Source organism: Enterococcus sp. DIV0546 (assembly GCF_051712785.1).
In the GTDB taxonomy this organism is placed as follows: Bacteria; Bacillota; Bacilli; order Lactobacillales; family Enterococcaceae; genus Enterococcus; species Enterococcus faecalis.
This window is the reverse complement of sequence record NZ_JBIOPO010000001.1, coordinates 1,167,957-1,187,385: the sequence shown is the minus strand read 5'-3', so window position 1 is coordinate 1,187,385 and position 19,429 is coordinate 1,167,957. Positions and strand designations below refer to the sequence as shown.

19 protein-coding genes are annotated in these 19,429 nt (G+C 37.3%); 1 reads left to right on the top strand and 18 read right to left on the bottom strand.

All coding sequences use genetic code 11. The annotated features are described in order from the left end of the window. Positions 1-2: 2 nt before the first annotated feature. The 14 genes from IGJ24_RS05735 to IGJ24_RS05670 form a co-directional block, all read right to left on the bottom strand. Entirely contained in the window at positions 3-1,301 is a 1,299-nt protein-coding gene (locus IGJ24_RS05735) for a complex I 51 kDa subunit family protein (protein ID WP_002363880.1), read from the bottom strand. Between the two features lie 11 nt (positions 1,302-1,312). Then, the gene (locus IGJ24_RS05730) at positions 1,313-1,801 is read right to left on the bottom strand and encodes an NADH-quinone oxidoreductase subunit NuoE family protein (RefSeq protein ID WP_129193621.1); all 489 of its coding nucleotides are present in this window, start codon (positions 1,799-1,801) and stop codon (positions 1,313-1,315) included. Next, a complete protein-coding gene (locus IGJ24_RS05725) occupies positions 1,789-2,370 on the bottom strand; it encodes a hypothetical protein (RefSeq protein ID WP_002363879.1) in 582 nt (193 codons plus the stop codon). The genes IGJ24_RS05730 and IGJ24_RS05725 overlap by 13 nt, the downstream gene beginning before the upstream one ends. Beyond that, positions 2,360-3,184, bottom strand: coding sequence for a formate/nitrite transporter family protein (locus IGJ24_RS05720; RefSeq protein WP_002366617.1), 825 nt, complete (start codon positions 3,182-3,184; stop codon positions 2,360-2,362). Before IGJ24_RS05720 ends, IGJ24_RS05725 begins: the two co-directional genes overlap by 11 nt. Before the next feature lie 15 nt (positions 3,185-3,199). After that, on the bottom strand, positions 3,200-3,775 hold the full coding sequence (mobA, locus tag IGJ24_RS05715) for a molybdenum cofactor guanylyltransferase (RefSeq protein WP_164980769.1): 576 nt from the start codon (positions 3,773-3,775) through the stop codon (positions 3,200-3,202). Positions 3,776-3,916: 141 nt separating this feature from the next. Further along, positions 3,917-4,945 (bottom strand): lysylphosphatidylglycerol synthase transmembrane domain-containing protein, encoded by a 1,029-nt coding sequence (locus IGJ24_RS05710; protein ID WP_002360426.1) that lies wholly within the window; start codon positions 4,943-4,945, stop codon positions 3,917-3,919. A 19-nt stretch (positions 4,946-4,964) separates the two neighbouring features. After that, positions 4,965-5,231 carry a DUF1294 domain-containing protein gene (locus IGJ24_RS05705; RefSeq protein WP_002377631.1) on the bottom strand — a complete coding sequence of 89 codons (267 nt, stop codon included), beginning with the start codon at positions 5,229-5,231 and terminating at the stop codon, positions 4,965-4,967. Between the two features lie 145 nt (positions 5,232-5,376). Next, complete coding sequence (gene pepT, locus IGJ24_RS05700) at positions 5,377-6,606, bottom strand: peptidase T (RefSeq protein WP_002384579.1); 1,230 nt, start codon at positions 6,604-6,606, stop codon at positions 5,377-5,379. 28 nt (positions 6,607-6,634) lie between these two features. Continuing rightward, on the bottom strand, positions 6,635-7,753 hold the full coding sequence (locus IGJ24_RS05695; protein ID WP_289865815.1) for a Nif3-like dinuclear metal center hexameric protein: 1,119 nt from the start codon (positions 7,751-7,753) through the stop codon (positions 6,635-6,637). Continuing rightward, positions 7,737-8,453: a tRNA (adenine(22)-N(1))-methyltransferase gene (locus IGJ24_RS05690; protein WP_096397727.1), complete on the bottom strand. Its 717-nt coding sequence runs from the start codon at positions 8,451-8,453 to the stop codon at positions 7,737-7,739. The genes IGJ24_RS05695 and IGJ24_RS05690 overlap by 17 nt, the downstream gene beginning before the upstream one ends. A 202-nt stretch (positions 8,454-8,655) precedes the next feature. Next, complete coding sequence (gene alaS / locus IGJ24_RS05685; RefSeq protein ID WP_289865816.1) at positions 8,656-11,298, bottom strand: alanine--tRNA ligase; 2,643 nt, start codon at positions 11,296-11,298, stop codon at positions 8,656-8,658. A 348-nt stretch (positions 11,299-11,646) separates the two neighbouring features. Further along, positions 11,647-12,327: a helix-turn-helix domain-containing protein gene (locus IGJ24_RS05680; protein WP_010712401.1), complete on the bottom strand. Its 681-nt coding sequence runs from the start codon at positions 12,325-12,327 to the stop codon at positions 11,647-11,649. Positions 12,328-12,874: 547 nt separating this feature from the next. Continuing rightward, positions 12,875-14,233: a DEAD/DEAH box helicase gene (locus IGJ24_RS05675; RefSeq protein ID WP_002385937.1), complete on the bottom strand. Its 1,359-nt coding sequence runs from the start codon at positions 14,231-14,233 to the stop codon at positions 12,875-12,877. A 53-nt stretch (positions 14,234-14,286) separates the two neighbouring features. After that, positions 14,287-15,468, bottom strand: coding sequence for a VanZ family protein (locus IGJ24_RS05670; RefSeq protein WP_289865818.1), 1,182 nt, complete (start codon positions 15,466-15,468; stop codon positions 14,287-14,289). Between the two features lie 55 nt (positions 15,469-15,523). On the opposite strand from IGJ24_RS05670, the gene IGJ24_RS05665 reads away from it, so the two are divergent. Next, positions 15,524-15,922, top strand: coding sequence for a hypothetical protein (locus IGJ24_RS05665; RefSeq protein WP_002382283.1), 399 nt, complete (start codon positions 15,524-15,526; stop codon positions 15,920-15,922). Positions 15,923-15,982: 60 nt separating this feature from the next. On the opposite strand, the gene IGJ24_RS05660 is transcribed toward IGJ24_RS05665, so the two are convergent. The 4 genes from IGJ24_RS05660 to IGJ24_RS05645 all read right to left on the bottom strand — a co-directional run bounded on the left by IGJ24_RS05660 (position 15,983) and on the right by IGJ24_RS05645 (position 19,405). Continuing rightward, positions 15,983-16,321, bottom strand: coding sequence for a zinc ribbon domain-containing protein YjdM (locus IGJ24_RS05660; protein ID WP_002357741.1), 339 nt, complete (start codon positions 16,319-16,321; stop codon positions 15,983-15,985). Between the two features lie 113 nt (positions 16,322-16,434). After that, positions 16,435-17,388, bottom strand: a complete 954-nt coding sequence (locus tag IGJ24_RS05655; RefSeq protein WP_129193616.1) for a DHH family phosphoesterase — start codon at positions 17,386-17,388, stop codon at positions 16,435-16,437. A 13-nt stretch (positions 17,389-17,401) separates the two neighbouring features. Next, a complete protein-coding gene (locus IGJ24_RS05650; RefSeq protein ID WP_002357743.1) occupies positions 17,402-18,721 on the bottom strand; it encodes a DRTGG domain-containing protein in 1,320 nt (439 codons plus the stop codon). Positions 18,722-18,730: 9 nt separating this feature from the next. Then, positions 18,731-19,405, bottom strand: a complete 675-nt coding sequence (locus IGJ24_RS05645) for a metal-dependent hydrolase (RefSeq protein ID WP_002361745.1) — start codon at positions 19,403-19,405, stop codon at positions 18,731-18,733. Positions 19,406-19,429: the final 24 nt, after the last annotated feature.

Sequence of the window (19,429 nt, the reverse complement as noted above, 5' to 3'; positions counted from 1 at the left end):
TTTTACCAACCTCCTTTGCTGGTGGCATAGATTTCTGTTTCAGCAGTCGTTTCAAATTCTTCTGGAAACAAAGCCAATGCACTCTTCATTGGATTTGCGACGGATTGGCCCAAACCACAAGCTGATAATCGCGTGACATGCGTGAGCATCTTTTCCAATCGTGGCAAATCACTAGCTGTTGCCTCGTTCCGATTGAATTTACTCAATAATTCCAAAATCCTAGTTGTTCCCAATCGACAAGGGGTGCATTTACCACAGGACTCATGAGCAAAAAAGGCCGCCACGTGTACTAAATAGTCCACAACATTGACTGAATCATCCATTACTACAATTGCGCCAGAGCCGACAGATAAGTCATGGGCCCATAAATCTTCGTAGGAATACAAACAATCCCTTAACGTTGCGACAGCACCAATTGGACCGGATTGTCCACCGAAGTGAATAAATTTTAATGCTCGACCAGTTGCAGAGCCTCCGCCGTATTGCTCGCCATAAATTATTTCTTCTAATGGTGTTCCAAGGTTGACCTCGTATAAGCCCCGATTTTTAATATGTCCAGACAAACAAATTAGCTTTGTTCCGCCACCATCAGCAGTACCCATCTCTAAAAAGGCTTGTCCACCTTCTCTTAAAATTACAGGAACACTTGCAAATGATTCAACATTATTTACTAATGTTGGTTGCAAATATAAACCAACATCTGCTAAGTGTGGTGGTTTGACACGCGGCCGCCCCGTTTTTCCTTCAATTGAATTTAAAAGTGCTGAATTTTCCCCACAAATATAGGCGCCAGCACCAGAAATAATCGTAATATCATAATTGAATCCTTCAATTCCTAAAATGTTTTCCCCTAAAAAGCCAGCTTGTCGTGCATTATCGAGTGCTTCTTGAAATGTTTTTTGGATTCTGCGATATTCTCCTCGCATATAAATATAACCTGCTTTTGCTGAAAATAAATAGCCAGCAATGATCATTCCTTCAATCACACTCAATGGATCTTCAGATAAAAGTACTTTATCCTTAAAGGTCCCTGGTTCGCCTTCATCAGCATTACAAACAATGTACTTTGTGGTTCCTTTTGCATGATAAAGATGGCGCCATTTTTTTCCTAAAGGATAGGCTGCTCCACCGCGACCTCTTAAGTGAGCAACATCCAGTTCGTTTAAAATTTCTTCATCCGATAGTGAAATTGCTCTTTTTAAACCATCAAATCCATCGTATTTACAATATTCAGCAACATCGGTCGCAGATTGCATTTTTCCCATTCTCTCTAATAACATTGGTTGGTTTCTCTTAAGCATTGACTCACCTCCTACAATCCTTCATAGCAATCATTTTGTAAATGTTGAATTAATTGATAAATTTTCTCTTCTGTTAGTTGACTAAAAACGGTGTCCTTAATTTTAATTACTGGACCCAAATCACAAGCCCCGATACAAGGAATACTGTGATACATAAATAAGCCATCTGGGGTCGGCTGATTCTCTGGCACTTCTAAAATAGTTTCTAAAACTTCGGTAACCATCGCCCCACCAGTATAATGACACGGTGTGCTGTTACAAATCTTCAAGACATACTTCGCTTGCGGTTCCGTCTTTAAAATGGCATAAAAACTGACGATTTCATAGACTCGCGCTTCCGTTAAATGTAGATGCTCTGCAACTAATTGAGCTGTCTCCTGATCGATATACCCTTCTTCTGAAGCAAATTGTAATTCAATTAAAATATTTAAAATTCGTTGTGGATCAGCATCGTTTTCTAGAATAATCGCTTCTTTTTCAATTAAGCTTAATGCACACATTCCTTTTTATTCCCCCTTTTTAGTGAAACTTGAAGTTGTTCTCCTTGATAATAGATACGCAATTCTTTTGGTATTTCAGCAGATAGTAAACAAAAATCGGCTTTATCTATAACTTTTTTTGCTGATTCTTTTTGGCGATTCTGGTTATTCATCATAAGAAATAGTCCTGGCTGCACAACATTACGTAATGAATTTGATTCACAAATGATTAATGCTTGGGCCGGCACAGCTTTCAGAAATTGCTGAATGGCTTCCGCCAAATTTTCTTGAAAAACTTTCAATAGAAAAACTTTTTGACAACCTGCAGCTAATAATTTCATGGTATCTTTATTGCCAATCGTCTCTTGCTCTTCTACTAATTCATAACCAGCTGTAATACTGGTACAAATTCCGCATCCTTTTGTGCCTCGTTGACACACCCCTCGTTGACCACTAATCGTAATAATCTTCAAGCCATAAATTGGATAGACTTCTTGGTACTGTTTAATAAGGGCTTCGGCTAATGTCGTTTTGCCACTATTCCGACCAGTAGAACCAATTTGAATCATGTTTGGTACCTCAATTGCCATAGAGCTCCTCCGTCTGAATCGTTTTCTCAACTCTTGGTTTGACAGTTGCTGGTTTTGTCATAAAGATCAATGGTACGGCCATAAAAAGACTGCCCCCTACCGCATTGCCTAAAAATACCCATAGTGTATTCTGCAAATAATCCCACCAACTGATTGTGGTACTTTGTGAAAAAATTGCCGCTGGAATAATAAATGCATTGGCGACCACGTGTTGAAACCCACAAACAACGAAAACCATGACAGGAAACCATAAGCCAAACATTTTACCTAAATATGATTTTGCCAACGCTCCGAGATAAACCGCTAAACAAACAAAAATATTACAGCCAATCCCTGAAACAAAAGCAACCAGCGGTGGATCAGCAATTTTCGCCTGAGCAACTGCGACTGTTTTATCCAGAAATGCACCTTCAGTTAACCCAACAATATGGCCAAATAAATACGCCACAAGAAATCCGCCTAGACAATTGGTCAATAAAACAACTAGCCAGTTATAACAAAGAGCGCCCACTCGAACCTTTTTCTGTAATACGCCTAATGTCATTACCATCATATTGCCTGTTGCTAACTCACCACCAACAAAAGTAAGCGCTATCAATCCAACTGGAAATAAAGCTCCACCCAGAAAGTTGTTAAAACTTCCCCATTCTGTGGGGGCGGTTCCAGTGATACGAATAAACGCCAAGTAACCCAGTGCAATACAAAAACCAGCCATGATGCCTAAAATACAGAGTCGAACAAACGATAATTTCCCTTTCATTTTTGCCTTATCACCTAAGCTTGCAACTATTTCTTCACTACTGAAAAAATCCATTACGATTCCTCCTTTTTATCGATACCACTGAGACAATTCTTCTTTTCGATTGACATTTTTAAGTTGATTCTCTTTTGATAGTTGCACCGTTTTTACAGATAGATGCTCAAATTCTTGCCGAATCTGATAGTTATTTTGCGCAAGTTGTTTTTGAAATGTTGGTAAACAAGAACATCGATAAAAGCCAAATAATGGTTCTTGACGACCTTCAAAGTCAAAGATTGTTACTTGATTTTGTCCACGCTTAGAGGCTAACTGATACACAAGTTTAGGAGAAAAAGTTGGTATATCACAGGCAATTACAAACACTTCAACTTTCTGAGTATAGTTCATTGCTGTCACAATCCCACCTAATGGCCCCTTTCCAAGATACATATCTTGAATGATTGTGCATTTTCTAAACGCCTTAGGAAATTTTTGACTATCATTCGTTACTAAAATAACCTCTTCGAACAGTTCCATTAACTTTTCAGCTGTTTGCAAGATCACGTATTGGCCTTGAATTTTCAATAATGCTTTATCAAATCCCATCCGTGAACTTTTCCCGCCGCATAACAGCACTGCTGTACAATCAGCAATAATTTTCGCCACCCCTTTACCATAATTTTTATTAGTTCAAAAAAATATTTTTTAGTCATGTATTAAGTCTATTATAAGACATCCCTCGTACAAGTCAATTCCTTTTAAAAAAAAAAGAACGAGAAAAAGAGCGACTCTTTTTCTCGTTCTACCTTATTCATCTGTTTGACGTTTTATTTCTTCAATCTCAATGCGTAATGATTTTCGTTTCTCAATGGCGACATAAACCAAGCCAATCAAAAAGGGTAACACAAAGCTACCAAATCGATACAGTAAAACAGATGCTACAGCATCAACATTGCCGACCAATGGTTTAAACAACAATAAGTAAACAAATTCAAATGGGCCAATGCCAGCAGGTGTTGGAATAACTCCTGAAAGAATAACAGCAAAACTGGTAAAGGACATCACTAATAATAAATCAATATTCGGGTGATTTTCTACTAAAACAATGTAAGGAATAATGTACCAAAATAATAATTTAAATACATTCCATGAAAAGATTCGAAGCAACGCTGAGCGATCTTGTGTAATTGTTTGGACAGCCGCCCGCAAGGAATAGATTTGTAAATTACAATTATCCACCCAATCTCTTAGTTTTGGTCGTTTAAACCAACGATTGGCAAACTTAACCAATAAAACTTGCAACTTTAAGCTACTAGATAAAATAAGCAATGCTGCAATTATTACTAATGTTAAAATAACACCTGCTAAAATGAATGGAATCATCTTAGGCGCATTTTCATAAAACAGGGAAAATTGAATAATCAAACCAATAATTGCTAAAAAAATCACGGCTGCTTTGTACATAATCATATGTAATGCCGTTATCCCCACACTTTTAGAAACAGGAATTCCCTTTTTCTTATAAAAATAAATTTCTGAAAGCAAGGTTCCCGTGCCAAATGAAATAATCCGATAAAATGCTACATAACAAGAAGTAAAAAAACCATCCACTGTCGTAAAGTCTTTGTTAAAATAACGAGCTATTTCCTTGATTGAGCGCCCTTCTGCAAATTGATAAACTACACCAAAAAAAATAACAGCAATCAGCACCAGCCAACTCGTTTCCATCAGTTGAGCAAAAATATCACTTAATGAATTATCCATGACATAAAAGATTACGCCTAAAACGATAATCATTAACAACATATTTAAGCCAATTTTTACTTTTCCTTTCATCGCTTCTCCTTTTTTGTTCTTACTTAAATGTTAGATAGATGCAACTAATCATCGCGATTACGCCAATTGAATAACACAATGCAAAAACTGGTTTTTGGGTTTTATGATGAAATTTCTTTTGTCCCATTAGCCCACCTAGACCGCCACCGACAAGTCCTATCATCAATAAGCGGCGTTCCGGAATACGCCAGTTCCCACGTTTTGCTTGTTTTTTATCATAACCCATCATACTAAACAATACTAAATTAATGACGAGGAAATAAATGATTACTATCCACTGAAGCATTCTTTCTGGCCTCCTAACTAGTTACTGTACTAGGATACCTTGTTCTGATTCTAATTGCAAAAAAATTTTCAATGACTCATGAAACTACAACAGGAAAGTAAGCTCTCGGTTGCCCGTTTTCTTACTTTCCTATTGAGTACCTCATTTATTTTGCATTTAATTCAGCAATTTTAATAATCACATTGGTCGCTTTTTCCATGGCTTGTAATGAAACAAATTCAAAACGGCCATGCATATTTTCGCCACCAGCAAAGATATTTGGTGTTGGAATCCCTAAATAAGAAATTTTTGAGCCATCCGTTCCACCGCGAACAGGTTCAATAATTGGTTGAATTGACAATTCTTCCATTGCTTGTTTAGCAATTTCGACAATGGACATATCTTTTTCAATCACTTCTCGCATATTATAGTATTGATCAAATAAATCAACTTTGATTCGTTCTTCATCAAATGGTGCATTCAATGTTTGCTGAATTTCTTTAATTTTAGCTTTACGTGCTTCAAAAATCTCGCGATTGTGATCGCGAATAATATACGTCATTGTAGCTTCTTCTGGCGTTCCAGCAAACGCTGCTAAATGATAAAAGCCTTCTTCACCTTCTGTTTTTTCTGGAACTTCGTCAGCAGGTAAGGCATTATGGAAATCAATTCCTAATTGTAACGCATTAATCATTGTATTTTTTGCTGTTCCTGGATGAACGTTTTTCCCTTGAATTGTAATTTCTGCTTGCGCCGCATTAAACGTTTCAAATTGTAATTCACCTACTGGTCCGCCATCCATTGTATAAGCAAAATCCACGTTAAATTGAGCGACATCAAATTTGTCGGCACCTACACCAATTTCTTCGTCAGGACCGAAAGCCACACGAATGGTACCATGTTTAATTTCTGGGTGATTAATTAAATATTCCATGGCTGTCATTATTTCCGCAATACCTGATTTATCATCAGCTCCTAATAAAGTGGTACCATCGGTTGTGATAAGTGTTTCACCACGATAATTTTTTAAGTTAGGAAAGTCTTTCGTATTTAAAGTGAATTTGCCTTCTTTATCTAAAGGAATCGTTGATTCTCCGTCATAGTTCTCAACAATTTGCGGAGAAACATTCACTGCATTAAAATCAGCGGTATCCATATGGGCAATAAAGCCGATTGAACGAACATCTTTCTCCACGTTACTAGGTAACGTAGCAATCACAAAACCATTTGTTTCGTTATAAATAACATCGCTCATCCCTAATTCTTCTAATTCTTTTTTTAAGGTTTGTGCAAAGGCTACTTGTGTTTGTGTTGATGGTGTCGTTGTGCTTGTTGCATCTGAGCGTGTTTCTGTTTTCACATAGCGTAAAAAACGAGGTAATAAATTTTCATACATAAAAGAACACTCCTTTAATCTTCATTTTTTATTTAAAACGAAATGGGTTGGTATTCGCTTCTGATTCAAAAATGGATACATCCCACTCATTTTCTTGTTTCCATTGATTCATTAATTCCACAAGTTTCGGCTTACAAAGCGCTTCAATGTAATGACCAGGATCGATGACTGGTAAATCTTCAGCAATCATGTCATGTGCCTTATGATAATACACATCACCAGTAATATAGACATCGGCTTGTTTACGTAATGCATCATGATAGAATTTTTCACCACTTCCACCACAAATGGCTACCCGTTGAATCATTTTAGTGTCATCTTTTGCAATGACCCGCAAGCCATCCAATTGGAAAGCTTCCTTGACTTGCTGTACAAAATCAGAAAATCTCACAGGCTTGTCTAATACTCCAACCCGACCTAAACCAAATTCTTTTGATTGATTTTCAATGGTATAAACATCATACGCCGGTTCTTCATAAGGATGCGCCTGTAACATAGCTGCAAGAACTTGTTCTTGCTTAGTTTCAGGGAAAATCACTTCGATTTTTGCTTCTTGGACGACACTTTCTTGACCAATTTCGCCAATCGTGGGATTTGCTCCTTGTGTTGGTGTAAAACGTCCTGTTCCAATTAAAGAGTAACTTGTTTTAGAATAATCACCTTGAGCTCCAGCGCCAGCTAGACCTAAAGCTTCTCTCATTTGCGGAGCTTCATCAATTGGCACAAAAACGGCTAATTTTTTATAAGGAACAGTATGTGTTTTAGTTAAAAAGGTGGTCTGTTTAATTCCCAATAATTCACAAAACCAATCGTTTAAGCCATTGTCAATAATATCCATATTAGTATGCGCTGCGTAAACAGCAATATCGTGTTTTAATAAATCAGCGTACATTTTTTCTTGAAAATTATCTGTGGTTAATCGCTTAACTGGGCGGAAAATAGGTGGGTGTTTCGCAATAATTAAATCAACCTGCTTCTCAATTGCTTCTGCAACGACCTCAGGACGAACATCTAAGGTAACCATCACATTTTCAATTGGTTTATCTAACGTACCAATGTGCAAGCCCACAGGATCTCCCGTTTCAGCTAACCACTCGGGACAATAGTCATTGAAGCGTCGAATCAATGTCTTACCGTTCACAGCCATTGGCCAGCACCTCCTCAATTAATTGTTGGTCTTGCTGTAGTTTCGCTTGTTTTTCAATATGTTCTCCACTTGCTTTTGCTAGTTGTGCAAGAACAGTTTTGCGCTGTTTTAATTCTCGATGCCATTTTTTGGTAAAAACCGGTCCTTGTTTTTTAATTAAAACTGGCCCAAATAGTAATTCTCGGTCCGTATAAGAAACGGATTGCTCTGTTTTTTCGGCTACGATAATTTCATACAACTTACGGTTTTCTTCCACGATTGTTTCATCAACAATACTGTAGTCATTTGCCATTAACCAGCGGCGTAAAGTTGGTTCACCAATATTCGGTTGTAAAACAAGGCGTTCCTTCCCTGTTAAACGATTTTTTTTGCGTCCAGCTTCTAAAATATCTCGGATTAATGTGCCGCCCATTCCACAAATACTAATGACGTCTATTTGATCTTCAGGTTCAATTGCATCTAGCCCGTTCGCTAAACGTACGATAATTTTATCCGTCAAATTGGATTTACTGACTTGGGTTTTGGCAGATTGATAAGGGCCTTCTACCACTTCCCCAGCCACAGCAAAAGACAGTTTATTTTCTAACATTAAAGCAACTGGTAAATAAGCATGGTCTGAACCAATGTCTGCTAAGCGACTTCCTCTAGGGATTAAATCACCAACCGTTGCGAGACGTTTTGATAATTGATTTTCATTCATATTTTTGATTCCTCCGTTGCTTATTATACCATTGTCAATTGAAGATGAAAACTTACACATTCGTGCAATCTACTGTTTCCTCTCCTTAATCATTTATAAAAAAGAACCCCCTTCAAAATCAATTTCATAACTTTGAAGAGGGCTGTCATTATTGCTATAAAGAGCATTCTCCTTATATTAATAATAGGGAAAACATTTTTAATTAGGCCTTTGCCAACCAGTTTTCAACTTCTGCTAAGGCATCCGCAATACCTGCTGGATTTTTCCCACCAGCTTGAGCCATATCAGGACGACCACCGCCGCCACCGCCAACTTTTGGCGCAATTGCTTTGATTAAGTCACCGGCTTTTAGGCCTTTCCCGTTCATGTCTTTTGTCATAGCCGCTAACAAGCTTACTTTTTCATCTTGTGCAGTTGCTAGAACTAGTACATCAGACAATTCTTTTTGTTTCCATTGGTCGGCCAATTGGCGTAATTGATTCATGTCTTTAACATTGACTTGAGCGGTAATATAACGAACACCGTTGACGTCTTTGACATCTTTAAAAATGTCACCAGCTTGTTGGTTCGCTAATTTGCCTGCCAATTGTTCGTTTTCTTTTTGTAGATCACGTAATTGTTGTTGCAATTGCTCTGTTTTCGTAACCACTTCTTTTAATTGAGGTGATTTAACTAATGTAGCAATCTCTTTCAATTGACGTTCTTCTTCTTGTAAAAGTTGATACGCTTCTTTACTCGTCACTGCTTCAATACGGCGTACTCCTGCACCAATTCCAGATTCAGAAACAATTTTGAAAATCCCGATATCTTCTGTATTAGCAACGTGTGTTCCACCACATAATTCGATAGAGTAATCCCCAATATTAACTACACGGACTTCTTTGCCATATTTTTCACCAAATAACGCCATTGCGCCCATGTTTTTCGCTGTATCAATATCTGTTTCAATTGTGACAACAGGAATAGCTTCCCAGATTTTTTCGTTAACGATGGCTTCCATCCGCGCTAGTTCTTCTGATGTAACTTGCCCAAAATGAGTAAAGTCAAAACGTAGATGTCCTGGTGCAACTAATGAGCCTGCTTGGTTGGCATGCTCCCCTAACACATCTTTTAAAGCACGATGCAATAAATGGGTTGCCGTATGGTTTTTCAAAATACGTGTCCGCATCCGTTCGTCCACTTGCAATTGATAAATTTGACCTTCTGCTAATGGCGCCAAAACTTCTACTTTGTGTAAAAATTGACCGTTTGGTGCTTTTTTCACATCCACCACGTTGGCAACGACTTCCCCTGCGGTATTTTTTACATAGCCGCGGTCAGCAATTTGTCCACCCATTTCAGCATAAAATGGTGTTTCAGCAAAAATTAATTCGGCTGTTCCTGCAGATGCTTCATTTACTAGTGCGTCACCTTGAATAATAACAAATAATTCACTATCATGTGTTAATTCTGTATAGCCAACAAATTTACTTTCTACTTTAATATCTGTTAATAAAGCAGATTGAACACCCATTGAAGTTTCTTTACTGCGGGCAGAACGAGCACGTTCACGCTGTGCTTCCATTTCTGTTTCAAACCCAGCATGGTCGACTTTCAAGCCTTCATCTTCTGCAACTTCTTCCGTTAATTCTACTGGGAAGCCAAAAGTATCATAAAGTTTGAAGATAATTTTTCCATCTAATGTATCGCCTTTTGCATCTTTAACTTCTTTAATAACCTCATTTAACATGCTTAAACCTTCATTGATGGTTTCATGGAAACGTTCTTCCTCTGTTCGAACCACTTTTTCGATGAAGTCTTTTTGTTGTAATACTTCTGGATAGTAGCTTACCATGATTTCGCCAACAACAGGCACTAATTTGTATAAAAAGGCTTCATTAATGCCTAATTTTTTCCCGTGCATTACCGCACGACGTAATAAACGACGTAACACATAGCCACGACCTTCATTTGAAGGAAGCGCACCATCACCAATTGCAAAGGATAAAGCACGAATATGGTCAGCAATCACTTTAAAGGAAACATCCGTTTGTGGTGCATCTCCATATTTCACGTTAGTTCCTAAAGCTTCTACCGCATGAATGATTGGCATAAATAAATCAGTTTCAAAATTTGTTGGCGCATCTTGAATGATAGATACAACACGTTCCAAGCCCATGCCCGTATCAATGTTTTTATGTGGTAATGGTTCATACGTATCTTCTGGTGTATGGTTAAATTCAGAGAACACTAAGTTCCAAATTTCTAAATAGCGTTCATTTTCGCCACCAGGATAATTTTCTGGATCATCTTCTGGAATATCTAAAAATTCTTCGCCGCGATCATAAAAGATTTCCGTATCCGGACCACTTGGACCAGCACCGATATCCCAGAAGTTATCTTCTACATCAATAATATGATCTTCAGATAAACCAACTTCATCACGCCAAATGCGTTTTGCTTCTGTATCTTTCGGATAAACAGTCACATATAATTTTTCTGGGTCAAAAGCAAGCCATTCAGCACCAGTTAAAAATTCCCAAGCCCAGTGAATCGCTTCATTTTTAAAATAATCTCCAATTGAGAAGTTCCCTAACATTTCAAACATTGTATGATGACGAGCCGTTTTCCCAACATTCTCAATATCATTTGTACGAATAGATTTTTGAGCATTCGTAATTCTTGGATTTTCTGGCACAACAGAGCCATCAAAATATTTTTTCAAGGTCGCAACACCAGAGTTAATCCATAATAATGTTGGATCGTTTACTGGTACTAAAGAAGCGCTTGGTTCTACTGAATGTCCTTTAGACTTAAAGAAGTCTAAATACATTTGGCGAACTTGACTACTTGTTAATTCTTTCATTGATTTTCCTACTTTCTATTAATAATTAACTATTTATATTTTGTACCCTCTTAAGTGGCAGATTGTGAACACAAAAAACACCATTGCAGTCAAGGACGATTGCTCGCGGTACCACCTTGATTGCAATGATGTTGGATCATTACCTCTTAAGCTCTATAACGCAGAGTCGCGTTGATATTTCTATCAAGTCCATCTAAAGGGAGCAAGTAAATTTATCTGATGCCCTTCTCTCAGCAATGAACGGCTTTCTGTGATCAAAATAAGATTCCTCATATCCTTTAGCTTATAGTCAAAAGTATAAGAAAGATCTGCTAAAAAGTCAATTGTTTTCGTAGGAATCTTTCCTTACTAAGCTGTTTCAAACAACGTTTGCTCTAAATAAGGCAAAATTTGTTCATTTATTTGATACCCTTTTCCCCAAGAGGTCGTAATAATCTCTTCATTCATACCTGCATCACTAAATTTTTGTTTCACTCGTTTACATACAAAAGACAGCTGCGATTTTGTAGAAGCATCTGGTTCTTTCTGCCAAAGCAAGCGACAAATTTGATCACGATCCAACCCTTCGTGGGCATGCTGATACAAGATTTTTAAAAAGCGTTGTTCGTTTTTTGTAAAGCGAATCTTTTTTACTTGGTCATCAAGCAGCTCGGCTGTTACTTCGGCAAAACTTTGATCGACCGTGTCAATTTTTTCACGAATATCTTCCAATGAATCTTTGAGGCCTAACCACCGGATAATACCTCTTTCCTGCCAAATCTCCGCTTCACGTTTATTGCACATCGATTGTGAACGTCGATAAATCGGCTTCTCTAACGAGGAAAGACTTCCTAATAATCTCAAGCAATCGTTCTGAGAAAGTGTTTCGCTTAATACAATTGCATCAAAATAATTAAAAAAAGTTAACTCATGTTCTATAGTTTCTTCACAGCAGTTCGTACAAAAGACTTCATAATTTAAATGTTGTAATTGCTGCTGAAATGTTTGCTCAACTAAAATGTTCTTTGTTAATACCAAAATCCTTCTCATTTCTTCTTTCCTCCTAGAACTCTTTCTGCTACCAATAACTAAACGCACCAATCAAACTACGTTACCAAATCGCGTGTTTTCTCCATCGATTGGTTAATAAACACCTTTTTATCTTCATCTCTCTTCGCTCCTTTATTCTTTATTTTGGTGGTTATTTATATTATATTAGAAAATGATTTTTTTTGTGTGTAAAATTTTTTTATCCTCCGTAAAAAAAAATGAATTTCCTTTAATATCAACTAATAAAGCTGATTTTTTAACAAAAAAAGGGCCGAAACTTCCTACTTTTTGCTAAAACTCGCCAAAAAATCTGTAATTTTATTATTTTTTTCTCGAGAAAACATCAAAATGTTGGTTCTAAACACCAACATTTTGATGTTTTTAACAAAAATCTTTACAATTAATTGGTAAATTTCTCTACTTTTAGCAATAGTCACTTTAAAAAAAGAGTTATTTTAAAAGTGACTTAAATATTTATCATATAAAAAAGTAAGGGACGAGAATCGTGAAGATTCTCGTCCCTTACTTTAAATAATCCACAACAATGTTAGTTAGAAGAATTCTTTTTTGCTTTTCTAGCAGAACGATCTTTTTGACGACGTTCAATTTTACGTTTTTTCTTATTGCTGTCTTCAATTGCCCAATTAATTTTTTTCTTGTATCCTGGTTTAATTTTTTTCTTTTTCTTTTTCACTAAACCAATTAACGTTGGGTCTAATTCTTCTCGAGATTTTTCTCGTTTTGTTCGACGATTGCGATCATACGTTTCTACAATCTCACCATTTTTAATTTCTTTTGGTTTGAAAGAAACACCTAACTGCTCAATCTGAGTAATCGCTTCATCATCCGCTGGTGAATATAATGTTATGGCAGTTCCATTCAATCCATTACGTCCTGTGCGGCCAACCCGATGGATAAAGAAGTCCAATTCATGTGGAACTTCTGCATTGATGACATGTGAAACCCCTTCAATATCAATCCCACGTGCGGCTAAATCAGTAGCTACCACATATTGGTAGTCAAGATTTTGAACTTGACGCATCACACGTTTTCTTTCGCGTGGTGTAATGTCTCCATGAATTTTGGCAACTTTTAGGCCCTGATCTTTTAAGTAATCGGTGATTTCATCAACTCTTTGTTTAGTATTTGCAAAAACAATCGCTAAATAAGGATGCCCGATAGTCAATAATTGATAAATTATTTGATTGCTGTTTTTTCCTTTGGTGGAAATCAACCAATTGTCAATTGTTTCTGAAATAACTGCTTTTGGTTTGATATGTTCAATCACTGGATTTTCTAAATATTTTTTTAAAAATGGTCGTAATTTTTCTGGAATGGTTGCAGAAAAAACGAGCATTTGTAATTTTTCTGGCAAACGACCGGCAATTTGATCGACTTCTGCTAAAAAGCCCATATCTAATGTCATGTCTGCTTCATCGACAACAAAGGCAAAAGCCGTATGCACTTTCAAGGCTTGTTCATTCATCATATCTAAAATCCGCCCTGGTGTACCAATCACCACATGAGGTTGCTGATGCTTTAATTTATTTAATTGACGTTGTTTATCTGTTCCGCCAACAAAATTTGACACTCGAATTTCTGGTTGACTGAAACGAGCCAGTTGCTGCGCTTCTTGATAAATTTGATTGGCTAATTCACGACTAGGCGCAGTAATCACAATTTGTACTTCGTCGATAGTTGGCTTAACTTTATCCATTAATGGAAGTAAAAAAGTATGCGTCTTTCCACTTCCTGTTTGCGATTGTCCAATGACACTTTTCCCTTTCTTAATGATTGGGATTAATTTTTCTTGGACTTCTGTTGGTTCTTCAAACCCTTTTTCTGCGAGTGCTTCGTTGATAAAAGGTTGAAATTGAAATTGTTTAAATGAAGGCACTTGCCTCACCTCTTCTCGTTAAATTCTTTATGCACTTTGGCATTATAACACAAAAACAACTTTTACTCACCTGCTGATTCCTTTGTTTTCGCAACTTCTAATGTACTGACTGTATAAGTGTGGCTGGCTTTTTCATAAAACAAACGCCGTTTTTTACGAATCAAGGTTAACAAAACGTTGATCAAAAACAGTAAATATAAAATTAAACAGAACAAATACAGAAGCAGTGACACCATTTGCAACATCCGATTAGAAGAATTCAATAAATCAGTGGCATTAGCTAGATAAATACTAATTAAACCATACACAAAATACAAATAACCGTAGCGAACAAACAAGGCTTTTAAACGAATTTTTTCATGTCCTGTTTCAACCACCCGAATGCGAACAACTTTTTTCCCTAACGTTTGACCATTTGTCAGTTTCATCATGACGATAAAGACCGCAAACACCATGATAAAGAACCACATCCGATCTGAAAAAATCGGATAATTGGTTGCCCAATTTTTATAAGCTGGAATGAAATTTAGTCCTAAAACGAGCAGGCCTTGCACAAAGCCAATCACCAACCAATCAATCCCCCATGCAAAGAAACGTCTTAACAGGCTAACTGTCTGCCCTTTTTCATAAGAGGTGGCATCAATTTCTTCTCTTGTTGGCAATAAAAAGGTAAAGAGTGGCGTCAACCAATAACCGACCATGCCTCCGACGGTATTATTAATTAAATCATTGACATCCGCCAAGCGATACGAACGTGGATAAATAAAATAAAGGCCAGATAACTGTGTTAATTCAAAAAATAATGACAATAAAAAACTCGCAAGAACTGTTTTTAAAAATGAACATTTGAAATAATACCGTAAATACACACCAAAAGGTAAAACTAATAAAACATTAAACAGTGGTTCTAAAACGGCATGCTGTTTTAATGCTGGCAAATACGTACTAGGATCTTTGAGCGAAAAAACAGTTTCGTTTAAAATCCCTGAAATAAAATGAAAAGGCCGCAGTTCCATTGTCGGTCCTGTGTATTGAGCCACTTCTGCCCGAGATGGCAACGGTAAAATTACCAATAAATAGGCACATAATAAATAAAAAACAAATGAATACAAAATCATTGCTCGTGTCCAAACAAATGAACCATATTTGCGGTATTCATAGATTAATAATGCCCCAGAAATAAAAAATGCTAGAAACGGGAAAATAATGATTGCCCATTTAATTGGTTCGCTATATACTGCCATAAAAATTCCTCCAAGATAAACAATTTCAAGTATGAATGCCTCAATAACACTATACTTGTTTCTAAAAAAATGTACCAACAATAAATTTTATTTTGCAAATCCTCTCCTTTGCAGTATCATTAAGAAAAAGGAGGACGTTCTCATGTTACAGCCATATTTTGCGTTTGGAGTGCCGCTATTTTTACTTGTGCTCTACTTACTCTTTGCACTGATTCACCGTCAAACAACGATTCATTATTTACGGTTTATTTTGTTACTTATTTCAACATTTCTCATGGTTTTTAGTTTCCAAGTATTGCAAGAATCATGGACCATCAACCCTGAAACGTTAAAAGATGCCGCTTATTCTCCGCAATGGTTATGGATTCCTTTAGGTATCGGGTTAATCCTCACACTTTACAACGCTTGGCACGGCCTTCGTACAATGATAAAATACAAGACCGATAAACATTAGTAAGAGTCTAGGACGATGGTTGTGTCCTAGACTCTTACTGTCTCATCATTCAAATGAAATTTAATTTTTCTTAACAAACTCTGATTTTAACTTCATTGGACCAAAACCATCTACCTTACAATCGATGTTATGATCACCTTCCACTAAACGAATGTTTTTCACTTTTGTGCCTTGTTTAATTGCGCCACTGGCACCTTTAACTTTCAAATCTTTGATTACAGTAACACTGTCACCATCCGCTAAAAGATTGCCATTTGAATCCTTAACTACTAAGCCTTCTTCTGCAACTTCTTCTGTTGGTGACCATTCATGACCGCATTCTGGACAAATAAATAATCCGCGATCTTCATAGGCATATGCCGACCCACATTCAGGGCAGTTTGGTAATTGCTCTGTCATTAACGTTCTCCTTTGTAAAAAATAATTCTTTTTCATTTTACCTTATTTTCTAGTGAATGAAAAGTAGTCCTAATGATTTATCAACGTCCGATAACTACTTTCTAATTACTTATTTATTTTTGAGCCCACTCTTGGCAAGCTGCTTGGATTTCTTGGTAAATCACTTCAATTTCAGCCGCATCACGTGCATTAGCGCCACTTGCCAAAGGATGGCCGCCGCCATGATGTTTTTTAGCAATTGTATTAATGATTGGTCCTTTGGAACGTAACCGAACGCGATAATAACCTTCCGGCTGTTCAACAAAGATTGCCCATGAGAGAACATCTTCAATTTTTCCTGGCATTGAAACAATGGCTGCCGTTTCAGAATCGACAATATCATAACTGTTTAAAATACTTTGTGGTAAAACGACACGAGCAGCGCCATTTGCGTCGATTTCTAAATTTTGATAAATATAACCCGCTAATTTAGCAACCTTTAAAGGCATTTGGTCTAACTCACGATTTAAGTCTGCGGCATTAAAGTTAAACGTACGCAATTGCGCAGCGACAGCGAGTGTATGCGCCGAAGTGGAAGGATAAAGAAAACGTCCTGTATCCCCCACAATCCCAGCATACAATAAACGAGCTGCATTATCTGTCATCGTTAATTCTGCTAAATGCTGTTGCCAAAAATCAACAATAATTTCACTACAACTACTTGCATTTGTATTCACCCAAACTAAATCTCCATAAGGTTCATCATTCGGATGATGATCGATTTTAATTAATTGATCGCCTAAAGAAAAACGCGCATCACTAATTCGTGGAGCATTTGCAGTATCTGTTACAATGACTAATGCACCTCGATAGACATCGTCAGTAATAACGTCCATTTCAGCTAAAAACTCTAAGCATTCCACTGGTCCGCCTACTTGATAAATATTTTTTTCAGGAAAGCTCGCTCTTAAGAGTTCTGCTAACCCAACCTGTGAGCCAATTGCATCTGGGTCGGGCCTTTGATGTCTATGAATAATAATTGTTTCATATTGTTTAATTGCTGCCATAATTTCTTTTACTACGTCCATTCTTTGTAGCCTCCTACGTTCTCTCCATCACTTGGCAAACAACAATTGCTTTTGCCACAATGACATTTTCTAAATAAACTTCAATATCTAATTTTGCAGAGCGACGACCAATTTCTAAAATCCGTGGACGAATGTCCAATTCACTTTCCAACTGGATTAGCCGCAAATAATGTAGATTCACTTGTTCAATTAGTACATTTCTTTTTTGATTCATCAACATTGTTCGTTGTGTCACGTTAGAAATAATTTCACTTAGGACACCGAACGAGATGGTACCAACACTGTTAACCATTTGGGGCGCAACCGAAAAACGAAAACGGGTTGTTTCTTTGCCATTTTCTTCAACAGGCATCACTTCCCCGGAAATTTGATCTGAAATTGTATCTGCAATTTGTGGTTGTCGTTGCACCAATTGCATAGCTTTCATCACATCTTGGCGAGAAACAATCCCAACAAGCGCTAAATCATCTTCCACCACCGGCATGACTTCTAGACCATCCCAAATCATTTGATGACTGACACTCGCTACACTCATCATCTTTTTCACAACATTGGGGTCCTTTGTCATGACTTTATCCACGGTTAAATGTTCACTTTTACCAATGACATCTTTGGCTGTGACAATCCCCACTAAACGTAATTTCTTATTTACTACTGGGAAACGAGAATGATGGGTACTTTCAGATAATGCCTGATAATCTGCAATCGTCTGAGTTGTCAATAAATAATTGGTTTTTTCAAGCGCTGTATAAATATCACTGACGAGTAAAATGTCTTTTTTAATCAGCTGATCACTTAAAGCACGGTTAATCATAGTAGCCACAGTAAATGTATCATATGTGGTTCTCAAGACAGGCATACCCAGACGATCTGCTAACTGCGCAATCTCTTCAGATGTTTCAAATCCACCTGTAATTAAAACGGCTGCCCCATTTTCTAAAGCAAGCTTTTGCACGCCTTGGCGGTTACCAACAATCATTAAGGATCCGGGAGTAATATATCGCGTCATCGCGGTTTCTGTCATCGCACCAATTACAAATTTATTAAGGACTTTGTCTAGACCAGAGCTACCGCCTAACACATCCCCTTCAATAATCCGGACCACTTCACCAAATGTTAATTTTTCAATATGTTTTTTTAACTTCCGCTCAATTCGTATCGTACCAACACGTTGAATGGTGGAAACAAGCCCAATATTTTCTGCATCTTTGATGGCCCGATACGCTGTTCCTTCACTAACACTTAAACTTTTGGCAATGCTTCGAACAGAGATTCGATCGCCAATTGGTAATTCTTCAATATGTTTTAAAATTTGATCATGTTTCGTCGCCATAATTTCCTCCTAAACTAGGATCGTCTCTCCTGGGTTTAATACTTTCCCGCCAACTACTTGCTCTACGAATATTGCTGGATTTTGTTGGATAACAGGAAAGGTATTGTAATGAATTGGAATGGTTATTTCGGGATTTAAGTAAGAGACTGCTTCTAGCGCATCCTCTGGTCCCATCGTGTAATTATCGCCAATTGGTAAGAACGCTACATCAATGGATTTGTCTTTTGCAAAAAGGCGCATATCTGAAAACAACGCCGTATCACCAGCGTGATAAATTTTTTTATCTTCTGCTTCTAAAATAATCCCACTTGCTTCGCCCATGTAGGTCATTACGCCGTCTATTTCATAACCGGAACTATGCAAAGCTGGCACAAATTTAACCGAACCAAAAGGAAAGACATAACGCCCACCTAGATTCATTCCATGCGCTTTTACCCCTTGCGACTGTGCATACGTAGCCACTTCAGCTATCGCAATAATCGTTGCCTTGTTGGCTTGAGCAATTGCTAGCATATCGCCAATATGATCGCTGTGTCCGTGGGTGATTAAGATGTAATCAGGGTGTAAATCTTCAAGTGAAACGTCCGCTAAAGGGTTGCCATTAATAAAAGGATCAAATAAAAGGTTCGTGCCGTCGTTTAGACGAATTTCAATACATGAATGTCCATGTCCTATCAGTTCCATTTGTATTCCTCCTACGGTATTTTC

Excerpts from the sequence above, each read along its gene's own strand:
- IGJ24_RS05735 (WP_002363880.1), bottom strand. The coding sequence starts at position 1,301 with ATGCTTAAGAGAAACCAACCAATGTTATTAGAGAGAATGGGAAAAATG.
- IGJ24_RS05730 (WP_129193621.1), bottom strand. The coding sequence starts at position 1,801 with ATGTGTGCATTAAGCTTAATTGAAAAAGAAGCGATTATTCTAGAAAAC.
- IGJ24_RS05725 (WP_002363879.1), bottom strand. The coding sequence starts at position 2,370 with ATGGCAATTGAGGTACCAAACATGATTCAAATTGGTTCTACTGGTCGG.
- IGJ24_RS05720 (WP_002366617.1), bottom strand. The coding sequence starts at position 3,184 with ATGGATTTTTTCAGTAGTGAAGAAATAGTTGCAAGCTTAGGTGATAAG.
- IGJ24_RS05710 (WP_002360426.1), bottom strand. The coding sequence starts at position 4,945 with ATGAAAGGAAAAGTAAAAATTGGCTTAAATATGTTGTTAATGATTATC.
- IGJ24_RS05705 (WP_002377631.1), bottom strand. The coding sequence starts at position 5,231 with ATGCTTCAGTGGATAGTAATCATTTATTTCCTCGTCATTAATTTAGTA.
- pepT (WP_002384579.1), bottom strand. The coding sequence starts at position 6,606 with ATGTATGAAAATTTATTACCTCGTTTTTTACGCTATGTGAAAACAGAA.
- IGJ24_RS05695 (WP_289865815.1), bottom strand. The coding sequence starts at position 7,753 with ATGGCTGTGAACGGTAAGACATTGATTCGACGCTTCAATGACTATTGT.
- IGJ24_RS05690 (WP_096397727.1), bottom strand. The coding sequence starts at position 8,453 with ATGAATGAAAATCAATTATCAAAACGTCTCGCAACGGTTGGTGATTTA.
- alaS (WP_289865816.1), bottom strand. The coding sequence starts at position 11,298 with ATGAAAGAATTAACAAGTAGTCAAGTTCGCCAAATGTATTTAGACTTC.
- IGJ24_RS05680 (WP_010712401.1), bottom strand. The coding sequence starts at position 12,327 with ATGAGAAGGATTTTGGTATTAACAAAGAACATTTTAGTTGAGCAAACA.
- IGJ24_RS05670 (WP_289865818.1), bottom strand. The coding sequence starts at position 15,468 with ATGGCAGTATATAGCGAACCAATTAAATGGGCAATCATTATTTTCCCG.
- IGJ24_RS05660 (WP_002357741.1), bottom strand. The coding sequence starts at position 16,321 with ATGACAGAGCAATTACCAAACTGCCCTGAATGTGGGTCGGCATATGCC.
- IGJ24_RS05655 (WP_129193616.1), bottom strand. The coding sequence starts at position 17,388 with ATGGACGTAGTAAAAGAAATTATGGCAGCAATTAAACAATATGAAACA.
- IGJ24_RS05650 (WP_002357743.1), bottom strand. The coding sequence starts at position 18,721 with ATGGCGACGAAACATGATCAAATTTTAAAACATATTGAAGAATTACCA.
- IGJ24_RS05645 (WP_002361745.1), bottom strand. The coding sequence starts at position 19,405 with ATGGAACTGATAGGACATGGACATTCATGTATTGAAATTCGTCTAAAC.